At 62.5% G+C, this 24,516-nt stretch carries 20 protein-coding genes and 1 pseudogene; 8 read left to right on the forward strand and 13 right to left on the reverse strand.

Annotated features, from left to right (window positions below):
* Window positions 1-183 precede the first annotated feature (183 nt).
* Window positions 184-642 (forward strand): transposase, encoded by a 459-nt coding sequence (locus CQ041_RS03500; RefSeq protein ID WP_105521117.1) that lies wholly within the window; start codon window positions 184-186, stop codon window positions 640-642.
* 298 nt (window positions 643-940) lie between these two features.
* Complete coding sequence (gene ilvD, locus CQ041_RS03505) at window positions 941-2,782, forward strand: dihydroxy-acid dehydratase (protein WP_010167756.1); 1,842 nt, start codon at window positions 941-943, stop codon at window positions 2,780-2,782.
* A 253-nt stretch (window positions 2,783-3,035) separates the two neighbouring features.
* On the opposite strand, the gene CQ041_RS03510 is transcribed toward ilvD, so the two are convergent.
* Window positions 3,036-4,094, reverse strand: a complete 1,059-nt coding sequence (locus tag CQ041_RS03510) for a phosphorylcholine phosphatase (protein WP_105521118.1) — start codon at window positions 4,092-4,094, stop codon at window positions 3,036-3,038.
* Window positions 4,095-4,332: 238 nt separating this feature from the next.
* On the opposite strand from CQ041_RS03510, the gene CQ041_RS03515 reads away from it, so the two are divergent.
* Window positions 4,333-5,724 carry an L-cystine transporter gene (locus CQ041_RS03515; protein WP_105521119.1) on the forward strand — a complete coding sequence of 464 codons (1,392 nt, stop codon included), beginning with the start codon at window positions 4,333-4,335 and terminating at the stop codon, window positions 5,722-5,724.
* A gap of 25 nt (window positions 5,725-5,749) precedes the next feature.
* Window positions 5,750-5,848, forward strand: a pseudogene (locus tag CQ041_RS26715) (outer membrane lipoprotein carrier protein LolA); the annotation flags it as partial.
* On the opposite strand, the gene CQ041_RS03520 reads toward CQ041_RS26715, so the two are convergent.
* The gene (locus CQ041_RS03520) at window positions 5,838-6,350 is read right to left on the reverse strand and encodes a dihydrofolate reductase (protein WP_105521120.1); all 513 of its coding nucleotides are present in this window, start codon (window positions 6,348-6,350) and stop codon (window positions 5,838-5,840) included. The pseudogene CQ041_RS26715 and the gene CQ041_RS03520 overlap by 11 nt on opposite strands.
* Before the next feature lie 69 nt (window positions 6,351-6,419).
* On the opposite strand from CQ041_RS03520, the gene CQ041_RS03525 reads away from it, so the two are divergent.
* The gene (locus tag CQ041_RS03525) at window positions 6,420-7,799 is read left to right on the forward strand and encodes a DUF2868 domain-containing protein (RefSeq protein ID WP_105521121.1); all 1,380 of its coding nucleotides are present in this window, start codon (window positions 6,420-6,422) and stop codon (window positions 7,797-7,799) included.
* Window positions 7,792-9,159, forward strand: a complete 1,368-nt coding sequence (locus CQ041_RS03530) for a DUF3482 domain-containing protein (RefSeq protein ID WP_105521122.1) — start codon at window positions 7,792-7,794, stop codon at window positions 9,157-9,159. Before CQ041_RS03525 ends, CQ041_RS03530 begins: the two co-directional genes overlap by 8 nt.
* Here CQ041_RS03530 and CQ041_RS03535 read toward each other — a convergent pair.
* The 7 genes from CQ041_RS03535 to CQ041_RS03565 all read right to left on the reverse strand — a co-directional run bounded on the left by CQ041_RS03535 (window position 9,156) and on the right by CQ041_RS03565 (window position 18,130).
* Entirely contained in the window at window positions 9,156-9,710 is a 555-nt protein-coding gene (locus CQ041_RS03535; RefSeq protein ID WP_105521467.1) for a phosphonate degradation HD-domain oxygenase, read from the reverse strand. The genes CQ041_RS03530 and CQ041_RS03535 overlap by 4 nt on opposite strands.
* A complete protein-coding gene (locus CQ041_RS03540; protein ID WP_105521123.1) occupies window positions 9,710-10,843 on the reverse strand; it encodes a TIGR03364 family FAD-dependent oxidoreductase in 1,134 nt (377 codons plus the stop codon). Before CQ041_RS03540 ends, CQ041_RS03535 begins: the two co-directional genes overlap by 1 nt.
* Window positions 10,844-10,976: 133 nt before the next feature.
* Window positions 10,977-11,990 (reverse strand): putative 2-aminoethylphosphonate ABC transporter substrate-binding protein, encoded by a 1,014-nt coding sequence (locus CQ041_RS03545; protein ID WP_105521124.1) that lies wholly within the window; start codon window positions 11,988-11,990, stop codon window positions 10,977-10,979.
* A gap of 23 nt (window positions 11,991-12,013) precedes the next feature.
* Complete coding sequence (locus tag CQ041_RS03550) at window positions 12,014-13,726, reverse strand: putative 2-aminoethylphosphonate ABC transporter permease subunit (RefSeq protein ID WP_105521125.1); 1,713 nt, start codon at window positions 13,724-13,726, stop codon at window positions 12,014-12,016.
* A gap of 1 nt (window position 13,727) precedes the next feature.
* Window positions 13,728-14,792: a putative 2-aminoethylphosphonate ABC transporter ATP-binding protein gene (locus CQ041_RS03555; RefSeq protein ID WP_105521126.1), complete on the reverse strand. Its 1,065-nt coding sequence runs from the start codon at window positions 14,790-14,792 to the stop codon at window positions 13,728-13,730.
* A 247-nt stretch (window positions 14,793-15,039) separates the two neighbouring features.
* The gene (locus tag CQ041_RS03560; RefSeq protein ID WP_105521127.1) at window positions 15,040-15,903 is read right to left on the reverse strand and encodes a LysR family transcriptional regulator; all 864 of its coding nucleotides are present in this window, start codon (window positions 15,901-15,903) and stop codon (window positions 15,040-15,042) included.
* A gap of 16 nt (window positions 15,904-15,919) precedes the next feature.
* Window positions 15,920-18,130, reverse strand: a complete 2,211-nt coding sequence (locus CQ041_RS03565; protein ID WP_105521128.1) for a heavy metal translocating P-type ATPase — start codon at window positions 18,128-18,130, stop codon at window positions 15,920-15,922.
* A gap of 84 nt (window positions 18,131-18,214) precedes the next feature.
* Here CQ041_RS03565 and cadR point away from each other — a divergent pair, with 84 nt between their 5' ends.
* The gene (gene cadR / locus CQ041_RS03570; protein ID WP_105521129.1) at window positions 18,215-18,652 is read left to right on the forward strand and encodes a Cd(II)/Pb(II)-responsive transcriptional regulator; all 438 of its coding nucleotides are present in this window, start codon (window positions 18,215-18,217) and stop codon (window positions 18,650-18,652) included.
* 80 nt (window positions 18,653-18,732) lie between these two features.
* Here cadR and CQ041_RS03575 read toward each other — a convergent pair whose 3' ends face one another.
* The 3 genes from CQ041_RS03575 to CQ041_RS03585 all read right to left on the reverse strand — a co-directional run bounded on the left by CQ041_RS03575 (window position 18,733) and on the right by CQ041_RS03585 (window position 21,278).
* Window positions 18,733-19,566 (reverse strand): thymidylate synthase, encoded by an 834-nt coding sequence (locus CQ041_RS03575; protein ID WP_105521130.1) that lies wholly within the window; start codon window positions 19,564-19,566, stop codon window positions 18,733-18,735.
* 51 nt (window positions 19,567-19,617) lie between these two features.
* A complete protein-coding gene (gene lgt, locus CQ041_RS03580) occupies window positions 19,618-20,430 on the reverse strand; it encodes a prolipoprotein diacylglyceryl transferase (protein ID WP_105521131.1) in 813 nt (270 codons plus the stop codon).
* 65 nt (window positions 20,431-20,495) lie between these two features.
* Window positions 20,496-21,278, reverse strand: a complete 783-nt coding sequence (locus tag CQ041_RS03585; protein WP_105521132.1) for a sulfite exporter TauE/SafE family protein — start codon at window positions 21,276-21,278, stop codon at window positions 20,496-20,498.
* Window positions 21,279-21,398: 120 nt separating this feature from the next.
* Between CQ041_RS03585 and CQ041_RS03590 the strand changes: the two genes are divergently transcribed.
* A complete protein-coding gene (locus tag CQ041_RS03590; RefSeq protein ID WP_105521133.1) occupies window positions 21,399-22,145 on the forward strand; it encodes an NRDE family protein in 747 nt (248 codons plus the stop codon).
* Between the two features lie 90 nt (window positions 22,146-22,235).
* Here CQ041_RS03590 and ptsP read toward each other — a convergent pair whose 3' ends face one another.
* The gene (gene ptsP / locus CQ041_RS03595) at window positions 22,236-24,515 is read right to left on the reverse strand and encodes a phosphoenolpyruvate--protein phosphotransferase (RefSeq protein ID WP_105521134.1); all 2,280 of its coding nucleotides are present in this window, start codon (window positions 24,513-24,515) and stop codon (window positions 22,236-22,238) included.
* Between the last annotated feature and the right edge of the window lies 1 nt (window position 24,516).

Here is a 24,516-nt window from a genome sequence, read left to right on the forward strand (position 1 = left end):
GCTCGCGAAAAACGTATCGACGACTCGGGCTAACTGACAGCGCTGCGTCATCGTTGGCGATTTTCGCGAGCAAGCTCGCTCCTACAACCAGTGTTCGGGACATAGCTGAAAACACTGTTTAAGCGCCTATAAACGCCTAAGACTTCTACCGTTCTTCTTCCATCAGAAGAAGGGGACGAAGGAATGTCCAGCCAGCAAAACGCGCATCGGCTCCGTACCGGACGTTACTCCGAGACGGACCGGATTTACCTACTCACCGCCGTCACTCATCAACGCCTGCCAATCTTCAAGGATTGGCGTACCGGGCGCCTGCTTGTCAGCCAATTCAAAAATGCCCAGGAAGAAGGCGAGGCAACGTCTTTGGCCTGGGTGGTCATGCCAGACCATTTCCACTGGCTGGTGCAATTGCATAACGGCGATCTGCCAAGGCTAATGCGAATCACCAAGTCACGAAGTGCTCGTGCCATCAACCAGGCGAGGCACTCCTTCGGGACTATTTGGCAAAAAGGCTACTTCGACCAAGCACTACGCAAAGAGGATGACTTGAAGGCCATGGCCCGCTATATCGTGGCCAACCCGTTGCGAGCCGGCCTGGTGGAGCATATCGGCCAATACCCGCTGTGGGACGCAAGCTGGCTGTAGGAGCGAGCTTGCTCGCGAAGCACTCACAGGCAACGCGGGCTACCTGATAGCACTGCGTTATCGTTGACGATCTTCGCGAGCAAGCTCGCTCCTACAGGAAGACGGTGTAGAATCGGGCTATTCATCGCCAGTCATCCCCCGGCGGGTTTATGAGCTCAAGGCCAATGCGCACGGCGATCCCGTAACGTTTGCGGCAACTTCCGGACACCAGGGCCATTTTTCGGGTGCTCCAGACGTCAATAGAAGCTCACTCCCCTTTGCACCTGATTAGTAAGTGATTAGCCGCCCGGAGTGCTCCATGCCAGATTACCGCTCGAAAACATCCACCCACGGCCGCAACATGGCCGGCGCGCGCGCACTGTGGCGTGCCACGGGGATGAAAGATGACGACTTCAAGAAGCCGATCATCGCGATTGCCAACTCGTTCACCCAGTTCGTACCGGGCCACGTCCACCTCAAGGACCTGGGCCAACTGGTAGCCCGCGAGATCGAACGCGCTGGCGGCGTCGCCAAGGAATTCAACACCATCGCCGTGGATGACGGCATCGCCATGGGCCATGACGGCATGCTGTATTCCCTGCCGAGCCGCGAGATCATCGCCGACTCCGTGGAATACATGGTCAACGCCCACTGCGCCGACGCCATCGTGTGCATCTCGAACTGCGACAAGATCACCCCCGGCATGCTGATGGCCGCTCTGCGCCTGAACATCCCGGTGATCTTCGTCTCCGGCGGCCCGATGGAAGCCGGCAAGACCAAGCTCGCCTCCCACGGCCTCGACCTGGTCGACGCCATGGTCATCGCCGCCGATTCCAGCGCTTCTGACGAGAAGGTCGCGGAATACGAGCGCAGCGCCTGCCCGACCTGCGGTTCGTGCTCCGGCATGTTCACCGCCAACTCGATGAACTGCCTGGTGGAAGCCCTGGGCCTGGCATTGCCAGGCAACGGTTCCACCCTGGCCACCCACAGCGACCGCGAGCAGTTGTTCCTGCAGGCTGGCCGCACCATCGTCGAGCTGTGCAAGCGTTACTACACCGAGAACGATGAGTCGGTGTTGCCGCGCAACATCGCCAACTTCAAGGCGTTCGAAAACGCCATGACCCTGGACATCGCCATGGGCGGTTCCACCAACACCATCCTGCACTTGCTGGCTGCCGCCCAGGAAGCCGAGATCGATTTCGACCTGCGCGACATCGACCGTCTGTCCCGTCACGTACCGCAACTGTGCAAAGTCGCGCCGAACATCCAGAAGTACCACATGGAAGACGTGCACCGCGCCGGCGGGATCTTCTCGATCCTCGGCTCCCTGGCCCGTGGCGGCCTGCTGCACACCGACCTGCCGACCGTGCACAGCAAGTCCATCGCCGAAGGCATCGCCAAGTGGGACATCACCCAGACTGACGATGAAGCCGTGCACACCTTCTTCAAGGCCGGCCCGGCGGGCATCCCGACGCAAACCGCGTTCAGCCAGTCGACCCGTTGGGACACCCTGGACGACGACCGTGAAAACGGCTGCATCCGCAGCGTTGAGCATGCCTACTCGCAAGAAGGCGGCCTTGCCGTGCTGTACGGCAACATCGCCCTCGACGGCTGCGTGGTGAAAACCGCCGGTGTGGATGAATCCATCCACGTCTTCGAAGGTCGTGCCAAGATCTACGAAAGCCAGGACAGCTCGGTTCGCGGCATCCTCGCCGACGAAGTGAAGGAAGGCGACATCGTGATCATCCGCTACGAAGGCCCGAAAGGCGGCCCGGGTATGCAGGAGATGCTCTACCCGACGTCCTACCTGAAATCCAAGGGTCTGGGCAAAGCCTGCGCGCTGCTGACCGACGGCCGTTTCTCCGGCGGTACGTCGGGCCTGTCCATCGGCCACGCTTCGCCAGAAGCCGCTGCCGGCGGCGCGATTGGCCTGGTACAGGATGGCGACAAGGTGCTGATCGACATTCCGAACCGCTCGATCAACCTGTTGATCAGCGACGAAGAACTGGCTGCGCGCCGGGTCGAGCAGGACAAGAAAGGCTGGAAACCGGTGGAGAAGCGTCCGCGCAAAGTCACCACCGCGCTGAAAGCCTACGCCCTGCTGGCCACCAGTGCCGACAAGGGTGCGGTGCGTAACAAGGCCATGCTCGACGGCCTGTAAGCCCCGCCCATAAAAATGCCCCGCCCTGTGCGGGGCATTTTTTTGCCTGGCCCAACCCCCTGGAACACTGAAGTCAAATGTGGGAGGGGCGGTGCGACGTTTCGACTTGCCCACGATAGCAATGTGTCAGCCAACTAATCATGTGCTGATACACCGCCATCGGGGGCAAGCCCCCTCCCACAGTTGGCTGGGTTCACACATTTGTATCTGTGAACGCGGTCGCTGTGGGAGGGGGCTTGCCCCCGATGCGGTGTTACTGAATATCCTCTGGCTTGACGATCACCCAGTTCTTGTCCGCCGTCACCGGCAACCCTTCCTTGGCCTGCGCTGCCGCGTGCTTGGCCATCATGCCGTTGAGCTGGGTCATGTATTTGTCTTTGCGGTTGATCCACAGGTGCACGCCGCCCTTGGCCACGTCCACATCGTGGAACAGCATGTAGCCGTCACTGGTGGGGGTATCGCCGCCGACAATCACTGGTTTTTTCCATTCGTCGATGTAGGTGAGGATTGCCGCGTGCTTGCCGGCCATCCAGGTCGCCGGGGTCCACAGGTACGGGGTGAGTTCCAGGCCGAGGTTGGCCTTTTCGTCATACTTGCCGACGCTGATTTGCTTGCGCGCGGTGGTCAGTTCGCCGGTGGTGCGGTCCTTGAGCAGGGTGGTCACGCCGATGACGTTTTCGGGTTTGACGTTATAGCCGTACTTCGGGTCGGCGGCGACCATGCGCACCAGCTCTTCCGACGCGGCGGTCATTACGTACACCTCGATGCCGTTTTCCATCAGCTTGTTGTACAGCTCCTGCTGGCCCGTGAAAATTTTCGGCGGCTGCACTTCGGATTTCTTCACCGCATCGCCTTCGTAATAGCTGACCGGCACCGGCTTGCCGGACGCCATCAGCTCATCCACCTGGACCTTGAGCTCCTTGAGGGTGAAACCGGAAAACACCTGGGCGACCCACGGATAGCAGACCATGTCGTCCACTTCGCACAGGCGATAGTAATAGCTGAACAGGCTTTCTTTATGGTCGGCGGTGTCTTTGAACGGCATCAGCTTGAGCGAAGGGTCGAGGCTGTCGCGGGTGATCAGGCCCTTGTTTTCCATGAAGGGCAGCAGGGATTCTTCGAGGTCGTAGCGGTAACTGGTGTTGTCCATGTCGAACACCGCGAAGTTACCCTTGTTGGCGTTGGCGGCGATCATCGCGTTCAGTTGCTTGGCGGCCGGCGCTGGCCAGTGTTTCAACTCGGTGGCGGCCATGGTTTGACCGGCAAGGCCCAGGCACAGCGCGGCGGTGAACAGTTTCGAAGCGAGCTTCATCAGCGTTTCTCCCTGAGTGAAAGACACCGACGCTAACAAATCTGGATGACCATGACCTCCCGAGCGCGACCGCTTGCATCGTGATAACGCCAATGTCATACGCCTGGGCGCCAGTCGCTTATTCCAAAAACGACGGTCACCATTCCATCTTGTTATTAATTCATTAGATATCAAGCTGTTAGGCTTTCCGGTTCGCAATCGCCGGCTCACGCGATTGGCAGCCTCTGACGGAGCTTCAATGAATCTGCCCCTGATTCTCAACTTACTGGTGTTCGCGGCCCTGTTACTGGGCCTGGCACAAACTCGCCACACAAACTGGAGCCTCGCCAAGAAGGTCTTGTTCGCTCTGGTCCTGGGTGTCGCATTTGGCGTAGCCCTGCATACCCTCTACGGCGCTGGCAACCCGGTGCTCAAGGCCTCCATCGCTTGGTTCGACCTGGTCGGCAACGGCTATGTGCAATTGCTGCAAATGATCGTCATCCCGCTGGTATTTGCCTCGATCCTAAGTGCCGTGGCCCGCCTGCATAACGCCTCGTCCTTGGGCAAGATCAGCTTCCTGACCATCGGCACGCTGCTGTTCACGACGGCAATTGCGGCGCTGATCGGCATCGGCCTGACCAACCTGTTCGGCCTCACCGCCGAAGGCCTGGTGGCCGGCACTCAGGAAATGGCGCGCCTGCAAGTGATCCAGAATGATTACGCGGGCAAGGTCGCCGACCTGAATATCCCGCAGTTGCTGCTGTCGTTCGTGCCGGCCAACCCGTTTGCCGACCTGGCGCGCGCCAAGCCAACGTCGATCATCAGCGTGGTGATTTTCGCCGCCTTCCTGGGGGTTGCCGCGCTGCAACTGCTCAAGGATGACGTGGAAAAAGGCCAGAAAGTCCTTAACGCCATCGATACCCTGCAAGCCTGGGTGATGCGCCTGGTGCGCCTGGTGATGAAGCTCACGCCCTACGGCGTATTGGCGCTGATGACCAAGGTAGTCGCCGGTTCCAACCTGCAGGACATCATCAAGCTCGGCAGTTTCGTGGTGGTGTCGTACCTGGCCCTGGGCCTGATGTTTATGGTGCACGGCCTGCTGCTGTCGCTGGCCGGGATCAACCCGCTGCGCTTCTTCCGCAAGGTGTGGCCAGTGCTGACGTTTGCCTTCACCAGCCGCTCCAGCGCGGCGGCGATTCCGCTGAGCATTGAAGCGCAGACCCGTCGCCTGGGTATCCCGCAGTCCATCGCCGGTTTCGCCGCCTCGTTTGGCGCGACCATCGGCCAGAACGGTTGCGCCGGTCTCTACCCGGCCATGTTGGCGGTGATGGTGGCGCCCACCGTGGGCATCAACCCGCTGGACCCGCTGTGGATCGCGACCCTGGTAGCGATTGTGACTTTGAGTTCGGCCGGTGTGGCTGGTGTGGGCGGCGGTGCGACCTTTGCCGCGCTGATCGTGCTGCCGGCGATGGGCTTGCCGGTGTCACTGGTGGCGTTGCTGATTTCCGTGGAGCCGCTGATCGACATGGGCCGCACGGCGCTGAACGTGAACGGTTCGATGACGGCCGGGGCAATTACCAGCCAGGTCATGGGGCAGACGGATAAGGCGTTGTTGGATGCCGATGAGCATGCTGAATTAGCGCAGGCCTGAAGCCGAATCAACTGTAGGAGCGAGCTTGCTCGCGAAGAACGTCAACGATGACGCGGGCATGCTGAATGAACGCGGCGCCCTCAGGTTTTTCGCGAGCAAGCTCGCTCCTACAATCAGTTCCGTTCCCAGACTTCGAAGTGGTACGCCGGCTTGTCACCTTCAGCTGGATTCTCCAGATTGGAAACCAGCTTCCACTGGCCCCGATCAAACTCCGGAAACCACGCATCCCCTTCCGGACTCAACGCCACCCGCGTCAAATACAGGCGATCCGCCTGTTCCAACCCCTGCGCATACAACTGCGCGCCGCCGATCAGCATCAGCTCATCCACGCCCTGCCCCCGCGCCCATGCTTCGGCTCGCTCAACGGCGGCCTCCAGCGACGGAAAAACTTCCGCACCTTCCAGCACAAGATGGGTCTGACGGCTGACCACGATGTTCAAGCGCCCCGGCAGCGGTCGGCCCAGGGAATCCCAGGTCTTGCGCCCCATGATGATCGGCTTGCCAAGCGTGGTGGCCTTGAAATATTTGAAATCCCCCGGCAAATGCCAGGGCATGCTGTTGTCGACGCCGATCACGCGGTTTTCACCGAGGGCTGCGATCAGGCTTAAAGGGAGAGTTTTTTTCATGCCGACGAGAATACCAGAGCCCCGAGCCAGGGGTTATGCTCCAGGCTCACAAACACAACAGGACGGCGCGTGACTGCACTGAACCCCTTGCACAGACTCTGGCTGACGGAAACCGTGCGCCTGCGCGAAGAACACGCAGGCCCTCTGGAAGACCTGGAAGCCAACCGCCTGGCCCGCGCCGCTGGTGGCGACTTGCCCACGCGCATCCAGCAGCGTGCCCTGCACCTGGCCGAGCGCGATGGTCTCACTGCCGCCCTCACCCGCTGGCTGCAAGGTGCGCGACTGGCACTGGTGCTGCTGGCGATCGTGGCGGTGTTCAGCGGCGCCGGCCTGGCATTGGCTGCGCTGGGCAACGGCCTGACCCCAGTGAATGTGTTCTGGGCATTGGGCAGCCTGCTCGGCCTGAACCTGATCCTGCTGATCAGCTGGGCCCTGGGCCTGCTGTTCGCCGGGGAACACAGCGCCAGCCTGGGACGCCTGTGGTTGTGGCTCAGCGAAAAGCTCGCCCGCGACGCCAAGGCGGCCCAACTGGCACCGGCACTTTTAGTCTTGCTGCAACGCCAGAAGCTCAACCGCTGGGCCGTCGGCGTGCTGGTAAACGGCCTGTGGCTGCTCGCATTGCTCAGTGCCCTCGTGATTCTGCTGACGCTGCTCGCCACGCACCGCTACGGCTTTGTGTGGGAAACCACCATCCTCAGCGCAGACACGTTTGTCGCCGCGACCCAGGCACTGGGCAGCCTGCCGGCGCTGCTGGGCTTCAGCGTGCCGACCGTCGACATGATCCGCGCCAGCGGCGACGCCGCGCTGAATATCGAAAGCGCCCGCCAGGCATGGGCTGCCTGGCTGGTAGGCGTGCTGCTGGTGTACGGCCTGCTGCCGCGCCTGATCCTCGCGCTGTTGTGCCTGTGGCGCTGGAAACGCGGGCGCGCCGCCCTGCGCCTGGACCTCAACCTTCCCGGCTACAGCCCCTTGCGCGAACGCCTGATGCCCAGCAGCGAACGCCTTGGAGTCAACGACGCCGCACCCGAACAGTTGCACCACGTCACGGGCGGCGTCAGCGAATTGCACAGCGACGGCGCATTGCTGGTCGCTATCGAGCTGGACGACCAACACCCCTGGCCACCGAAATTGCCGGCCGGCGTCAACAACGCTGGCGTCCTCGACAGCCGCGAATCGCGCAACAGGCTGCTGGAACAACTCACCCGCTTCCCACCGGCACGCCTGTTGATCGCCTGCGACCCGCGCCGCTCGCCGGATCGCGGCAGCCTCGCGCTGATCGCCGAACTGGCCCGCAGCGCCACCGCCACTCGCGTGTGGCTGCTGCAAGCGCCGCCCGGCCAGGCGCTGGACGCCGAACGCCTGGGGGATTGGCACACCGCGCTGCAACAGCTGGAATTGCCTTTCGCCGACTGCGCGCCGCTGAACTGGCTGGAGACCGGTCATGACTAAACCGCTGAAACTCGCTGTGGTCGGCCATACCAATGTGGGCAAGACCTCGCTGCTGCGCACCCTGACCCGCGACGTGGGCTTCGGCGAAGTCTCCCATCGCCCCAGCACCACGCGGCATGTAGAGGGCGCCCGGTTATCCGTGGACGGCGAAGCCTTGCTGGAGCTGTACGACACGCCGGGACTTGAAGATGCCATCGCCCTGCTCGATTACCTCGAGCGCCTGGACCGCCCTGGCGAACGCCTCGACGGCCCGGCCCGCTTGGCACGGTTCCTCGACGGCAGCGAAGCACGCCAGCGTTTCGAACAGGAGGCGAAGGTGCTGCGCCAGTTGCTGGCGTCGGATGCGGGCCTGTATGTGATCGACGCCCGCGAGCCGGTGCTGGCCAAATACCGCGACGAGCTGCAAGTGCTGGCCAGTTGCGGCAAACCGTTGCTGCCGGTGCTCAATTTCGTCAGCAGCAGCGACCACCGCGAGCCGGACTGGCGCGAAGCCCTGGCGCGCCTGGGCCTGCACGCGCTGGTGCGCTTCGACAGCGTCGCGCCGCCGGAAGATGGCGAACGCCGGCTGTATGAAAGCCTTGCGCTGTTGCTGGAAAATGCCCGGCCGCAGTTGGAACGGCTGATTCTCGATCAGGAGGCTCAGCGCCAGGCCCGCCAGCACAGCGCCGCGCGGTTGATCGCCGAGCTGTTGATCGACTGCGCTGCCTGCCGCCGCAGTGTGCTCACCGAAGATGAACAACACGCCATCGGCGACCTGCGCAAAGCCGTGCGTCAACGCGAACAGAAATGCGTGGAAGCCCTGCTCAAACTCTTCGGCTTCCGCCCCCAGGACGCCGCCGCCAGCGACCTGCCTTTGCTCGACGGGCGTTGGGGCGATGACCTGTTCAACCCGGAAACCCTCAAGCAACTCGGCGTGCGCGTTGGCGGCGGCATCGCCGCAGGCGCAGCGGCCGGTGCGGGGGTGGATTTGCTGGTCGGTGGATTAACGCTGGGCGCCGCCGCCATCGCCGGTGCGATTGCCGGTGGCGCGCTGCAAACCGCCCGCAGTTACGGCAGCCGGTTGCTGGGCAAAATCAAAGGCCAGCGAGAGTTGACAGTCGACGACAGCGTGTTGCGCCTGCTTGCCCTGCGCCAGCGCCAGTTGCTCAAGGCCCTGAACCTGCGCGGGCATGCGGCGATGCACAGCATCAAGGTCGACACGCCGCAGGACAAGACCTGGCGCGAAGGCAAGTTGCCGGACGCCCTGCACAAGGCCCGCGCCCATCCGCAATGGTCGTCCCTCAACCCTCACGCCAGGTTGAGCCAGGCCGAGCGCCAGGAACAGGTCGAAGCCCTGGCCCAGCGCCTCGACGAAACCTAAGCCGCCAACACCTGCCGCGCCTTGGCCTTGAGGACCTCCAGGTCGAGCAGCGGCACGTGCATAGCCTTGGCCTGCTCGTCCCAATGACGCAGGCGCAGGCTCACCGCACACAGCGGGTCCTGTTCGAAGGCGTGGGCTTCTTCGGCGCTCATCACGCCGCCCTGATAGCCCAAGGTGCGGCGGCTGGCTTCGCTCAAACGCGCGTAGTAGTCCGGCTGGCAGAACGTCAGGTAGCGCTTGGCTTGCACGTGATATTCCACCAGCCTGGCCACACGCTCGCTGAAACCTGCGCGGCGCAGATAATCGGCCCCCAGGCGTTCATGGCTGACCACGCCATAACCGCCCATGTTCTCGTGGCCATCGCCGCACAGATGCCCGATATCGTGGAAGAATGCCGCCAGCACCACTTCATCGTCAAAGCCCTCGGCCATCGCGCACTGCGCGGCCTGGGACATGTGCTCGATCTGCGACACCGGCTCGCCGATGTAATCCGCCGCCCCGTAGCGCTCGTACAGGCCGAACACCTCGGCAATCGCGTGCTCGGGGCTGATCATGCCGCGCCCCACAATGCGTTGATATTGCGCTCGGCCAGCGCCGGCCCGACGCTCATGCCCACGCCGGTGTGCATCAACGCCGCGCTCACCCCCGGCGCGACACGCAGGAACGAAAACGGCCCCGGCCCGCGTGAGCCGTACACACCCTGCCAGCGCTCAACGACCTGAATGTTGCAACCCAGGGTCTGCTCGGCCAGTTCGATCATCCAGTCATCGACGTGCTCGGCGTTGAACGGCGACGCATCGCGGCCGTAATCGTGGGAATCGCCGATGATCAGATCGCCATGGGGCGTCGGGCTGATCAGCAGGTGAATGCCGTGTTCGTGCAGGTGCGGGGCTTCGCGCAGGATCTGTGCCTGCACCGGTGCAGCCTCGGGCAAATCGGCGAACGCGCCGTAATGCACGCAGCTGAGACCGGTGAGCAAGGCGTGTTGCAGGTTCAAGTTGACGGTGGGCCGCGCACGCAGCATTTGCAGGCGACAAATACTCGGGTTGAGTTCGGCCATCGCCTCGGCCAGCAGGGTTTGATAGTCGTGGCCGGAGCACACGATGATTTGCCCGCCGCGAAAGCTGCCCGCCGTGCTGTGCACCAGGCCCGGCTCGACGTCGCGCACCAGGGTGGAGAAATGAAACTCCACGTTCAATTCACTGCTCAGGTAGCTGATCAGCGCCGGGATCGCTTCGCGCGAATACAGCTGCTGGTCGTCCTTGCCGTGCAACGCAGCGCGATGATGGCGGAACTGGCCGCCATACAGATCCTTCATCGCCGCGCCTTGCAGCAGCTCGACGTTGTAGCCGTGCTCTTGGGCGCGACCGGCGCAGAATGCTTCGAGCAGGTGCTCTTCGGCTTCGGTGCGCGCGAACAGGTAGGCACCATTACGCTTGAGCTGCAGGCCGGCGACCTGGGCCCAATGGCCCCAGATGGCACGGCTTTCACGCGCCAGGTCGAGCATGGGTCCCGGTGGCTGGCCGGTGACCAGGGCCTGGCCGAAGTTGCGGACCGAGGCGCCGAGCGGCGTGGCGCTGCGTTCGAAGACCTTGACCTTGAGGCCGCGTTTGGCGGCGGCAAAGGCGTGGGACAGGCCGAGGATGCCGGCGCCGATGATCAGTAGGTCACTCTGTTGCGTCATGGATTGATGCTCTCCCCTGTAGGAGCGAGCTTGCTCGCGAAGCACTCAAGAACACCGCGTTTAACCAGACAGCACGCGTTATCGTTGACGTTTTTCGCGAGCAAGCTCGCTCCTACAGTGACGGTGATGAAGGTTATTGTTTTTCCGACTTGCCGTCATAGCGCTTGCGCCACTCAGCCAGAATGCTGTCGCGGTTCTTCGAGGCCCAGGCAAAGTCGTTCTTGATCAGGCGCTGCTCATAGTCCGCCGGCAATTCGGTCTGCGGCTTGGCGATGCCCGGCTGGGCGAGCACGGCAAAGTTGTCCTTGTACAGGTCCATCGCGGCGGCGCTGGCGGAGAAGTCCGCGAGTTTTTTCGCTGCGTCGACGTGGGCGGTGCCTTTCATCACCGCCGTCGCTTCGATATCCCAACCCAGGCCTTCCTTCGGCAGGATGATGTCCAGCGGCGCGCCCTGGCGCTTGAGCTGTACGGCCGGGTATTCGAACGAAATCCCGATCGGGAACTCGCCCGACGCCGCCAACTTGCACGGCTTGGAACCGGAATGCACGTACTGGCCGATGTTCTGGTGCAGGTCGTCCATGTACTGCCAGCCCTGCTTTTCGCCGTAGGTCTGCAACCAGGCGCTGACGTCCAGGAAACCGGTGCCGGACGAAGCCGGGTTGGGCATCACGATCTTGCCCTTGTACTCAGGCTTGGTCAGGTCCTGCCAGCTCACCGGCTTGGTCAGGCCCTGTTTTTCGGCTTCGACGGTGTTGAAGCAGATGGTCGCGGCCCACACGTCCATGCCGACCCAGGCCGGGGGGTTGGCAGGGTCACGGTAGTTCTTGCCGATCTTGTCCAGATCCTTGGGGGCGTAGTTGTCCAACATGCCTTGCTGATCGAGGATCGCCAGGCTGGAAGCGGCCAGCCCCCACACCGCGTCGGCCTGCGGACGGTCTTTCTCGGCCAGCAGCTTGGCGGTGATGATGCCGGTGGAGTCACGCACCCACTTGATCTCGATGTTCGGGTTGGCTTGTTCGAAAGCCTTTTTGTAGCTCTTCAACTGCTCGGCTTCGAGGGCCGTGTACACGGTGAGCTCGGTCTTGGCGAAGGCATTCAGGCTGAATGCGGTGAGTACGGCAGCGACCAGCGCCAGGGGCTTGAACATCTAACACCTCCTTCAAGGATGATTTATTGGCCTGGCGCGCTCTGGCGCCAGGCTTGGGAGCGGCGCAGCGCGCCACGTGAGGCCCACGCCAGCAGCAGCGAGACGCCGGCCGATGTGAACAGGATCAGGGTCGACATGGCCGCCGCGCCGCCGACGTTGCCGGCGTCGTCCATGTTCAGCACGGCGACGGCGGCGAGGATGGTGTCGGGGCTGTAGAGGAAGATCGCGGCGGACACGGTGGTCATCGCCGACACGAACAGGTAGCGCAGGATGTCCAGCAGCGCCGGCAGGCAAATCGGCACCGTCACCTTCAGGAAATGCCGGTAAAGCGGCGCCTTGAGGGACAGCGCAGCGGCTTCGAACTCGGCGTCCAGCTGGCGCAGGGCGGTGGTGGCGGTCATCTGCGCGGTGGTCAAATAGTGAGCAATGGTGCACACAACCAGCAGGGTCATGCTCCCGTAGAACACGTGCAGCGGGTTGCCGTTGAGGTTGAAAAAGAACACGTAGCCCAACCCCAGCACCAACCCCGGCACGGCCATCGGCACGAAACTGAGCAGGCGCAACGCCAGGTTGAGGCCTTTCTGGCCCTTGGTCTTCTCCATCAGGTAGGCGCCGGTGAAGATCAGCACGCTGCCGATCAACGCGGTGCACACGGCCAGCGTCAGGCTGTTGCGATAGGCCAACCAACCGCCGCCGGCGGTGTCTTCAAACTGATAGTGGTTCAGCGACAGCGACAGGTTGTACGGCCAGAACTTCACCAGCGAGGAATACACCGCCATGCCGAACACCAGCAGCAACACCGCGCAGATCAACAGCACGATGGCCAGGTAGCAGGCGTCCCTCGACCGCGACGGCAGCGGTTGGAAGACCTGGGCACGGCCGCTCATCGAACCGCCCTGGCGGCGGCGCAACCACGCATCCACGCCAAAGCTGAACAGCGCCGGTAGCAGCAAGACCATGCCGATCAACGCACCGCGGCCGAACTGTTGCTGGCCCACCACGGCTTTATAGGCTTCGAGCGCCAGCACCTGGTAATCACCGCCGACCACCACGGGCACGCCGAAGTCGGTGATGGTCAGGGTAAACACCAGGCAAAACGCGGCGAATACCGCCTGGCGCGTGGCCGGCCAGGTGATGCTGCGAAACGCTCGGGCCGGGCTGGCGCCCATGCTTGAGGCCGCGTCGAACAATCGCGCATCCGCCAGGGACAGCGCCGACAGCAGAATCATCAAGGCGTGTGGGAAGGTGTAGATCACCTCACCCAGCACAATGCCCCAGAAGCCGTAGATATTCTCCGAAAGCAGCCCGCGCAGCATGCCCTGGTTGCCGAACAGGTAGACCAGCGCAATGCCCGGCAACATCGACGGCGCCATCAACGGCAACAACGACAGGCCACGCCAGATAGGCTTGCCGGGGATCAGCGTGCGCTGCAAGGCGTAGGCGAACAGGTAGGCCAGCGGTACGACGATGGCCGCGACGCTGAGGGACACTTTCAGGCTGTTGCCGAGCAGCCAGTGGAAGTTGGCGCTGGTGATCAATGCCTGTGCGGCGACCAGCCCTCCGCCCTGCCCGGCTTCACTGCTGAAGCCGCGCCAGAAGATCGCCAGCAAAGGCAGCAACACCGCAAGGCCCAGCAACAACAGCCAGAGCACTTTGCCACCGACCACGAACACGCGGTCGCCCCATTCAGCGCGGGACACCGGACGTGCGGCAGGCAATGTCATGACCGCGGCCATCTCAGGCAAACACCTGCAGGCTGCGCGGCGGCAGGGCCACCCAGATGTCCTGGGCGCCCAGGCGTGGCATGGCTTCCGGGGCCAGTTCGGCCAACAGCGCGTGACCGGGCAGGTGCTCCAGCTCAAAACTCATGCGGCAGCGGTTGCCGAGAAAGGTGATCTCGCGGACCTTGGCCGGGAACAGGTTTTCCTCATGCACCGGCGGGTTGACGCTGATGGCTTCCGGGCGGCAAAAGAGACGCCCGGAGCTGGCCACGCCGGCATCGTCGGCCAGGCGCATGTTCATCCCGCCGACCTGGGCGTGACTGGCACTGTTGCGGCTGAACGGCAACCAATTGCCCTGGCCGACAAACTCGGCCACGAACGGTGTGGCTGGGCGGTCGTAGATTTCCTGGGGCGTGGCATATTGCTCGACCTTGCCGTTGTTCATCACCGCAATACGGTCGGCCATCAACATGGCTTCGTCCTGGTTGTGGGTGACCATCAGCGTGGTAATGCCCAGGCGACGTTGCAGTTGGCGCAGTTCGGTACACAGGTGCTCACGCACGCGGGCGTCGAGGGCCGACATCGGTTCATCCAGCAGCAACAACGACGGCGCGGGCGCCAGTGCGCGGGCCAGGGCGACCCGTTGCTGCTGGCCGCCGGAGAGTTGGCCGGGGTACTTCTTTTCGCTGCCGACCAGGCCGACCAGTTCCAGCATCTGGCCGACACGCTGGCGTACTTCATCGCGACCGTTGCCGATGAGGCCGTAGGCGATGTTCGCTTCGACGCTCAGGTTGGGAAACAGCGCGTAGGACTGGAACAGAATGCCGTAGTCCCGCGCCTGGGGTGGCAGTCGGGAAACGTCGCGGTTGCCCAAGTACAGCTCACCGCTGTCCTGGCGCTCCAGGCCGGCAATGCAGCGCAACAAGGTGGTCTTGCCACAGCCGGACGGACCCAGCAGGCACACCAACTCGCCGGCGGCGACGTCCAGGGACACGTTGTCCAGCGCAGTGAAGGCGCCGAAGCGCTTCTGCACGTTGCGCACCTTCATCGGCGCGCCGGGTTGGGTCAGGGCTGTGTTCATGGGGACACCTCATCAAACGAATGAGGGCCATGCTAGGGAGGGAATGCGTCGAGGGTGTGGCAGGAAGGCAAAAGGCAGTGATAGTGGTATTTGTGGATTTGGGTTGAGGTCACAAAGGTGTGGTGTGTGGACTACCGCTATCGGGGGCAAGCCCCCTCCCACATTTGACCGAGTTCCCACAGGGGAATGGGGTCAAAAGGTGGGAGGGGGCTTGCCCCCGATGAGGCCCGGAAGGCCACCCACCCCTTCAGATCGGCGACATTTCCTGCGCCAACCCCAGAAACGCCGCTGGCAGCCGCGCCGACTTTCGTTCTTTCAAGCAGTACAGATATTCCGCAATCTGCGGCGCATTTTCGATGGTCAACACCCTTAACTGTGGGTCATGGGGCACTTCCTGGCGGGCGATGATGCTGATCCCTATGTTGCGCAAAACCGCCTCACGGATTGACTCGCGGCTGCCGATTTCCAGCAACGGGCCGTAGCTCACGTTGGCGCTTTGCAAGAGCTCTTCGGTCAGGCGTCGCGTGGTTGAGCCTGCTTCGCGCATCAGCAGGGTGTGCCCGGCCAGCGCCCCCAGCGGCACGTGATCCAGCTTGGCCAACGGGTGATTGCGGTGCACCGCCAGCACCAGGGGATCGGTGCCTAATACACGGCGGATCAAGCGCGGGTCTTCCAGCAGTTGGGAGGACGCGGCGACATCGACGCGATAATCGTCCAGCGCCTCGAGCACCTGCTGGGAGTTGCCGATTTCCACCGACACTTCCACCTGCGGCAGGCGCTCGCGGAAGGCTTTGACCAGGTCGAGGATGTAATACGGCGCCGTCGCGGCAATCCTCAATGCGCCCTGGACCTGGCCGTTGTTGCGCAGGAAAAACTCGATGTCCGCTTCCTGCTGCAACAGTGCCTTGACCATCGGCAGCAGCCGCGCGCCTTCGTCGCTGACGGTGAGGCGGCGTCCGCCACGGTAGAACAATTCAACCCCGTACTGGCTTTCGAGGTTGCGAATCTGGGTAGTGACCGTGGGCTGGCTGAGGCCGAGTTTTTTCGCCGCCTGGGTAATGCTGCCCAGGCGCGCGACCATGAAAAAAGCCTTCAACTCGGCACTCAGCACACCCGTTCCTCATCGTCTATTTGCGCAACAGGCGCAGGCCATTGAACACCACCAACAGGCTCACGCCCATGTCCGCAAACACCGCCATCCACATGGTGGCCATGCCCAGAAAGGTGACGGCCAGGAAGATCGCCTTGATCACCAGCGCCAGGGCGATGTTCTGCTTGAGGATACTCGACGTTTGCCGCGACAGCCGAATGAATGCCGGGATCTTGCGCAAATCATCGTCCATCAGCGCGACGTCAGCGGTCTCGATGGCGGTGTCGGTACCGGCCGCAGCCATGGCAAACCCGATCTCGGCGCGGGCCAGGGCCGGGGCGTCGTTGATGCCGTCGCCCACCATGCCGACGCGGTAGCCCTGGGCGTAGAGGCTTTCGATGGCTTGCAGCTTGTCGGCGGGCAGCAGGTCGCCCCGGGCCTGATCGATACCGACCTGGGCCGCAATCGCCTCGGCGGTGTGGGTGTTGTCGCCGGTGAGCATCAGGGTCTTGATCCCCAACTCATGCAATTGTGCGATGGCTTCGCGGCTGCTGTCCTTGACCGTGTCGGCCACGGCGAACAGCGCCAGCGGGCCGGATTTGTCGAGCAGCAGCACCACGGACTTGCCCTGTTTCTCCAGGGCGAAGAGCTTGTCTTCCAGCGCCGGCGAGCACAGGCCGAGGTCTTCCACCAAGCGGTGATTACCCAGGTAGTAGGTGTCGCCGTTGATGTCGCCACGCACACCACGGCCGGGCAACGCCTCGAAGTTATCCACAGCGTGGTCAGCCAGGTTTTTATCCACAGCCGCGTTGGCAATCGCCACGGACACCGGGTGATCGGAACGCCCGGCCAAACTGGCGGCCAGGGCCGGCGCGCTGTCTTGCACGTTGGGGAACAGTGCCAGGTAATCGGTTTGCACCGGCTTGCCGTGGGTCAGGGTGCCGGTCTTGTCGAGGGCCAGGTAGTCGAGCTTGTAACCCCCTTCCAGGTACACGCCACCCTTGATCAGAATACCTTTGCGCGCCGCCGCCGCGAGGCCGCTGACGATGGTCACCGGGGTGGAAATCACCAGCGCACAGGGGCATGCAACCACCAGCAACACCAGGGCGCGGTAGATCCAGTCAAACCATGCGCCAGCCATGAACAGCGGCGGGATCACGGCCACGCCGAGGGCAAACAGGAACACCGCCGGGGTGTAGATTTTCGAGAAACTGTCGACAAAACGCTGGGTCGGGGCGCGTGCGCCTTGGGCCTGTTCCACCGCGTGGATGATCCGGGCCAAGGTGGAATGGTTGGCCGCCGCGGTCACTTTGAATTCCAGGGAGCCCGACTGATTGATCGTACCGGCGAAGACTTTATCGCCCAGGGTCTTTTCAATCGGCAGGCTTTCACCGGTGATCGGCGCCTGGTCGATAGTGGACTGGCCGGCACTGACTTCGCCGTCCAGGCCGATGCGCTCGCCGGGCCTGACTCGGACGATGGCGCCAATATCGATGTTTTTGACTTCAACTTCGCTCCACGACCCATCGGCCTGCTTCACCGTGGCTTGCTCGGGCGTCATCTGCATCAGACCGCTGATGGCATTGCGCGCGCGGTCCAGGGATTTGGCTTCGATCAATTCGGCGACGGTGAACAGGAACATCACCATCGCGGCTTCCGGCCATTGGCCAATCAACACAGCGCCGGTCACCGCGATGCTCATCAGCGCATTGATGTTCAGGTTGAGGTTTTTCAGGGCAATCCAGCCCTTTTTATAGGTGGTGAGGCCACCGCTGAGGATCGACACCAGTGCCACCAGGGCAATCACCCAGGTCGGCGCCGCATCGGTGAAGTGCAGCACTTCGGCGACCAACGCACCGACACCGGACAGCACCAGCGGCCACACGTGTTTCTTGGCGGGTGACGCGGCGGCTGGAGCGCCTTCTTCAAGAGGATCGGCTTGCATGCCGATGGACTTGATCGCTTCGATGATCGGCGCGGTGCTCGGCAGGTCGTGGGTGACGCCGAGGATGCGGTTGATCAGGTTGAATTCCAGCTGCTGGATACCGGCGAGCTTGCCCAGTTTGTTCTGGATCAGCGTCTGTTCGGTGGGGCAATCCATGGCGTCGATGCGAAAGGTGCTCACGCGCGAGCCGGCGGTCGGGGCTTCGCTCAGTTGCACCACCGCAGGGGTCGGGCTGCCGGAACAGCAGGAGCCCGCGTGGCAGTGGTTATGCACAGGGGTCAGTTTTAGCGGGGAATCACTCATCAGGTCGCGTCCGTAAGGTGCCTGTTGCCAAGTAAAGACCCTGTAGCCACTATAGGGTCAAGCACCCATTTGGAGATTGCTGCGATGAAGATCGGCGAATTGGCGAAACTGACCGACTGTCAGGTGGAAACCATCCGGTATTACGAGAAGGAGGGCCTGCTGCCACCCCCGGCACGCACCGAGGCCAATTACCGCGTATACACCCAGACACATACCGAGCGGCTGATCTTTATCCGCAATTGCCGCAGCCTGGACATGACGCTCGAAGAGATTCGCAGCCTGCTGGGGTTGCGCGACAGCCCCCAGGACCAGTGCGAAAGCGTGAATGCGTTGATCGACGAGCATATCCACCATGTGAAAGCGCGGATCGATGGGTTGCTGGCGTTGCAGGAACAATTGCTGGACCTGCGCCAGCGCTGTGGTGGCGGGCCGGAATGCGGGATTCTGCAGCGGTTGGAGGTCAGCGGGAGTGTGACCCATGATGCCGAGCCTTCACACGTGGGCAGAAGCCACGGCCATTAACCCAAGCGAACATGGACTAACTGTGGGAGGGGACTTGCCCCCTCCCATACAAGCCCACACCTCTAGTCCTGAGGCGATCTTTAGATGGCAACGTCGGCCTTGATGCTTGGGTCGGCGTCGTAGCCCACGATTTCGAAGTCTTCGAACTTGTAGTCGTAGATCGACTCAGGCTTACGCTTGATCACCAACTCCGGCAGCTTCTTGGGCGTGCGCGCCAACTGGGTCTGGATCTGTTCCATATGGTTGCTGTACGCATGGGTGTCGCCTGTGGTGACGATGATCTCGTGAGGGATCAGGTCGCACTGCTGCGCCAGCATATGGGTGAGCAGCGCAAGCGCCGCGGTGTTGTAAGGCAGGCCGAGGAACACGTCGGAGCTGCGGATATACAACTGCATCGACAGGTGACCATCATGCACGAACGCCTGGTACAGCAGGTGGCACGGTGGCAGGGCTTGCTTGCCGTCGCGGGCGTTTTGCTGGGGGCTCTTGGTTTCGTCGGGCAGGTACTCGACGTTCCAGCCGTGGAACAGGATGCGGCGGCTGTTGGGGTTGGTCTTGAGCGTGTGGACCATGTAGTCGATCTGGTTGATCGTGCCGCCGTCCTTGGTCGGCCAGGCGGTCCACTGCTCGCCGTACACCGGGCCCAGGTCACCGTCTTCAGTGGCCCATTCGTCCCAGATCTTCACCCCGTTTTCATTCAGCCACTTGATGTTGGTGTTGCCACTCAACATCCAGATCAATTCGTTGGCGATGCTCTTGAAATGAAGCTTCTTGGTGGTGAGCAGCGGGAAGCCGTCGGCCAAGTTATGCCGATACTGACGGGCAAACACAGCCTTGGTGCCGGTGCCGGTGCGATCGCCCTTGGTCAATCCATTGGTCACGACGTCGTTCAGTAGTTCGAGATATTGCTTCATTTTTTTACCCGTATCGTTGAAGCCGAGGCGCGCAGGCCTCGGCATTCGTATTTAAAGCGCGGTGTTCTTCAGCGGCTGCGGGCGATTGTACGCCCACCACAACAGGCCCAGGCCCACGAGAATCATCGGAATACTGAGGATCTGACCCATGGTCACCCAACCCCACGCCAGGTAACCCAGCTGTGCATCCGGCACGCGCACGAACTCGACGATGAAGCGGAAGATCCCATAGAACAACGCGAACATGCCTGACACCGCCATGGTGGGGCGTGGCTTGCGCGAGAAGAGGTAAAGGATAAGGAACAGCGCCACGCCTTCCAACGCAAACTGGTAGAGCTGCGACGGATGGCGCGGCAGTTGCGCCGGGTCGCTGAATGGCGGGAACACCATGGCCCACGGCACGTCGGTCGGCTTGCCCCACAGCTCGGCATTGATGAAGTTGCCGATGCGACCGGCGCCCAGGCCGATCGGCACCAGAGGCGCCACGAAGTCCATCAGTTGGAAGAACGACTTGCCGTTGCGACGGCCGAACCACCAGGCCGCGACCATCACGCCGATAAAGCCACCGTGGAACGCCATGCCGCCCTTCCACACTTCGAAGATCAGCGTCGGGTTGGCGATGTACGCCGACAGATCGTAGAACAGCACGTAGCCGAGTCGCCCGCCGACGATCACCCCCATCGACAGCCAGAAGACCATGTCGGAGAGTTTCTCCTTGGTCCAGGTCGGGTCGAAACGGTTCAAGCGCCGGGAGGCCAGCAGCCAGGCGCCGCCGATGCCGATCAGGTACATCAACCCGTACCAGTGGATTTTCAGCGGACCGATGGCCAGGGCCACCGGGTCGATCTGCGGGTAAGGCAGCATTGCGACTCCTCGTTAAATCATTCGTTATAGCGACCGGACCATGCCGGGGCGCGATTAAGGCTGCATTACAGTAAAAAATTCAAACCGACGCAAAACAGCAAGGCGGCAAACAACCGCTTGAGCAAGCGCGGCGACAACCTGTGCGCCAGCCGTGCACCAAATCGGGCAAACACCATGCTGGTAAGGGCGATGCCCAGCAGCGCCGGCAAATACACGAACCCTAGACTATGAGCGGGTAGCAGCGGGTCATGCCAGCCCAGAATCATGAAACTTAATGCACTGGCCAGCGCAATCGGCAAGCCGCAGGCAGATGAAGTGGCCACCGCCTGCTGCATCGGCACACTGCGCCAGGTCAGGAACGGCACAGTCAGCGAGCCGCCGCCGATGCCGAAAATCGCCGAGGCCCAGCCGATCACGCTGCCGGCCAGTGTCAGGCCGACCTTGCCCGGCACGGTGCGACTGGCCTTGGGCTTGACCTCCAGGGCCAGCTGCACGGCAATCAGCAGGGCAAACACACCGATGACTTTCTGCAGATGCGGGCCGGAGATGGCCTCGGCGGTCAGCGCGCCGAAACCGGCGCCGATCAGGATACCCACGGTCATCCACACAAAGATCGGCCACCGCACTGCGCCACGCCGGTGGTGCTCGCGCACGGCGTTGATCGAGGTAAAGATGATGGTCGCCAGGGAGGTGCCCACGGCCAGGTGCGTCAGTACCTGCGGGTCGAAGCCTTGCAGGGTGAAGCTGAACACCAGCACCGGCACGATGATGATCCCGCCGCCCACGCCGAACAGCCCGGCGAGCACACCCGCACACGCGCCCAGCAGCAAATACAGCAGAAATTCCATGGCAGCCCCCGAATCAAGTCCGGCATGTTAACGGATGGAAGGCATGCGACCCAACTGGAGACGATGGAACGTGCCTGCCCGAGTGGGTAGAGTGGGGAAAACCACAAAAGGGATCGCCTGATGTGCCTGATTGTTTTCGCCTGGCGGCCGGGGCATGCCCAGCCGCTGATCGTTGCGGCCAACCGCGATGAATTCTACGCCCGCCCTAGCCTGCCATTGGCCCAGTGGCTGGATGCGCCCGAGGTCTACGCGGGCCGCGATCAGGAAGCCGGCGGCACCTGGCTGGGGGTGAATGCCGGAGGGCGCTTTGCCGCGCTGACCAATATTCGCGACCCGCACCAACCGCCGGCGCGCAAGTCCCGAGGCGAATTGGTCGCGCGTTTTCTCAACGGTTCGCTGCCGATTGACCAGTATTTGGCCGACGTTAACGGCCGATCGATTGAGTATGCCGGGTTCAACCTGTTGCTGGGCACGGGGGATGAGCTATGGCATTACAACGCCAACCACACCGAGCCGACGCGATTGGCTGCCGGGGTGTATGGGTTATCCAACGCCGGGCTGGATACGCCGTGGCCCAAATTGCTCAAGGCCAAGGCGGCATTGAGCGCGGCGCTGGAGGATCCGCAGCCGGAGGCGTTGTTGGCGATTCTGAGTGACCCGCAGACGGCGCCGTTTGCAGACCTGCCGGATACCGGGGTGGGGTTGGCGACGGAGAGTCTGCTATCGAGCGTGTTTATCGCCAGCCCCAGTTATGGAACGCGGGCGAGTACGGCATTGATTGTGAATGCGGATGGAACGCGGCGGATGGTGGAGCGCAGTTTTGGGCCCCATGGTGGGCGGTTGGGTGAGGTCGAACTCAACCTGTAGGAGCGAGCTTGCTCGCGAAAAACCTGAGAGCGCTGCGGGGAACCAGATACCCCGCGTTATCGTTAACGTTTTTCGCGAGCAACCTCGCTCCTACAAGGTTTTGGCGGAGGCCGGGTTGATCATCCGCGTCAGCCCCAGGTTTTTCAGCGCCAGCTGCAGCGAGCTGTGGATAACTTGCGGGTTGTCGATGGTCATCAACTGCGCCAGCAGATCCTTGGCCATGCCCAGGTCCACCTGGCGCAACATCCACTTCACCTTTGGCAAGTTGGTGGCGTTCATCGACAGGCTGTCAAAGCCCATCGCCATCAGCAGCACCGCCGCCGCCGGGTCGCCGGCCATTTCGCCGCAGATACTCACCGGCTTGCCTTCGGCATGGGCGTCGCGCACCACGTGTTGCAGCGCTTGCAACACTGCCGGGTGCAGGTAGTCGTAGAGGTCGGCCACCCGTGGGTTGTTGCGGTCCACGGCCAGCAGGTATTGGGTCAGGTCGTTGGAGCCCACCGACAGGAAGTCCACCTGCCGCGCCAGCTCTTTGGCCTGGTACACCGCCGCCGGGATTTCGATCATCACGCCAATCGGCGGCATCGGCACGTCGGCGCCTTCGTCACGCACTTCGCCCCACGCACGGTGAATCAGGTGCAGCGCCTCTTCCAGCTCATGGGTGCCGGAGATCATCGGCAGCAGAATGCGCAGGTTGTTCAGGCCCTCGCTGGCCTTGAGCATGGCGCGGGTCTGCACCAGGAAAATCTCGGGATGGTCGAGGGTCACGCGGATACCGCGCCAGCCAAGGAAGGGGTTATCTTCCTTGATCGGGAAATACGACAGTGACTTGTCGCCGCCGATGTCGAGGCTGCGCATGGTCACCGGCAGCGGGTGGAAGGCCTGCAGTTGCTCGCGATAAATCGCCAGTTGCTCCTTCTCGCTCGGGAAACGCTGGTTGATCATGAACGGCACTTCGGTGCGATACAGCCCCACACCCTCAGCACCGCGCTGTTGTGCACGGGCCACGTCGGCCAGCAGGCCGGTGTTGACCAACAGCGGCACACGGTGACCATCGGTGGTCACGCACGGCAGCTCGCGCAAGGAATCCAGGCCCAGCGCCAGTTGTTTCTCTTCTTCAACCACCTCGGCGTATTGCTTGCGCAGTACTTCGCTGGGGTTGGTGAACACTTCACCGCGATGGCCATCGACGATCATGCCGATGCCGTCGACCTTGGCGTATGGCAGGTCGACCAGGCCCATCACCGTCGGGATGCCCATGGCGCGGGCCAGGATCGCGACGTGGGAGTTGCCCGAACCCAGTACCGAAACCAGGCCCACCAACTTGCCCTCTGGCACTTCGCCGAGCATGGTGGCGGTCAGTTCTTCACTGATCAGGATGGTGTTGTCGGGATAAACCAGGTTGGTGGTGCGGTCTTCCTGCAGCTTGGCCAGCAGACGGCGACCAAGGTCGCGCACATCCGAGGCCCGCTCACGCAGGTAGTCGTCATCCATCATTTCGAAGCGATTGACGTGATCGGTGACCACCTGGCGCAGCGCGCCCTGGGCCCACTGGCCGGTCTTGATCACGGTCTTGACTTCGTTACCCAGAGACGCGTCATCGAGCATCATCTGGTAAACGTCGAACAGCGCGCGCTCTTCAGGGCGCAACTGCGTGGCCAGCTTGTTCGACAGGTTGCGCATGTCGGCGCGCACGCCTTCGAGGGCCGTCTTGAACAGTTTGATTTCAGCGTCGATGTCGCTGACGGTCTTGTCCGGCACCACATCCAGATCCGCCGGCGGCAACATGACCACCGCCGTACCGACCGCAGCGCCCGGTGAGCCCGGCACGCCGACGAACTTGGCTTCCTGGATGCCCTTGCCTTCACGCCCCAGGCCGCGGATCGAGCCCGTGGCTTCAGCGTGGGCAATAACCCCGGCGAGCTGCGCGCTCATGGTCACGAGGAAGGCTTCTTCGCCCTCATCGAACTGACGGCGTTCTTTTTGCTGGATGACCAACACGCCGACGACGCGGCGGTGGTGAATGATCGGCGCACCGAGGAACGAGGCATAACGCTCTTCACCGGTTTCGGCAAAGTAGCGATAACGCGGGTGATCGGCCGCATTTTCGAGGTTGAGGGGTTCTTCACGCGTCCCCACCAGGCCCACCAGACCTTCATTGGGCGCCATGCTGACCTTGCCGATGGAGCGCTTGTTCAAGCCCTCGGTGGCCATCAGCACAAAACGGTTGGTCTCGGGGTCCAGCAGGTAAACCGAGCAGACCTGGCTGCCCATGGCTTCCTTGACGCGCAACACAATAATCCCCAACGCCGCCTTGAGATCCTTGGCGGAGTTAACTTCCTGGACGATCTTGCGCAGCGTATTGAGCATG

The sequence above is a fragment of the Pseudomonas sp. MYb60 genome, assembly GCF_002979555.1.
In the GTDB taxonomy this organism is placed as follows: Bacteria; Pseudomonadota; Gammaproteobacteria; order Pseudomonadales; family Pseudomonadaceae; genus Aquipseudomonas.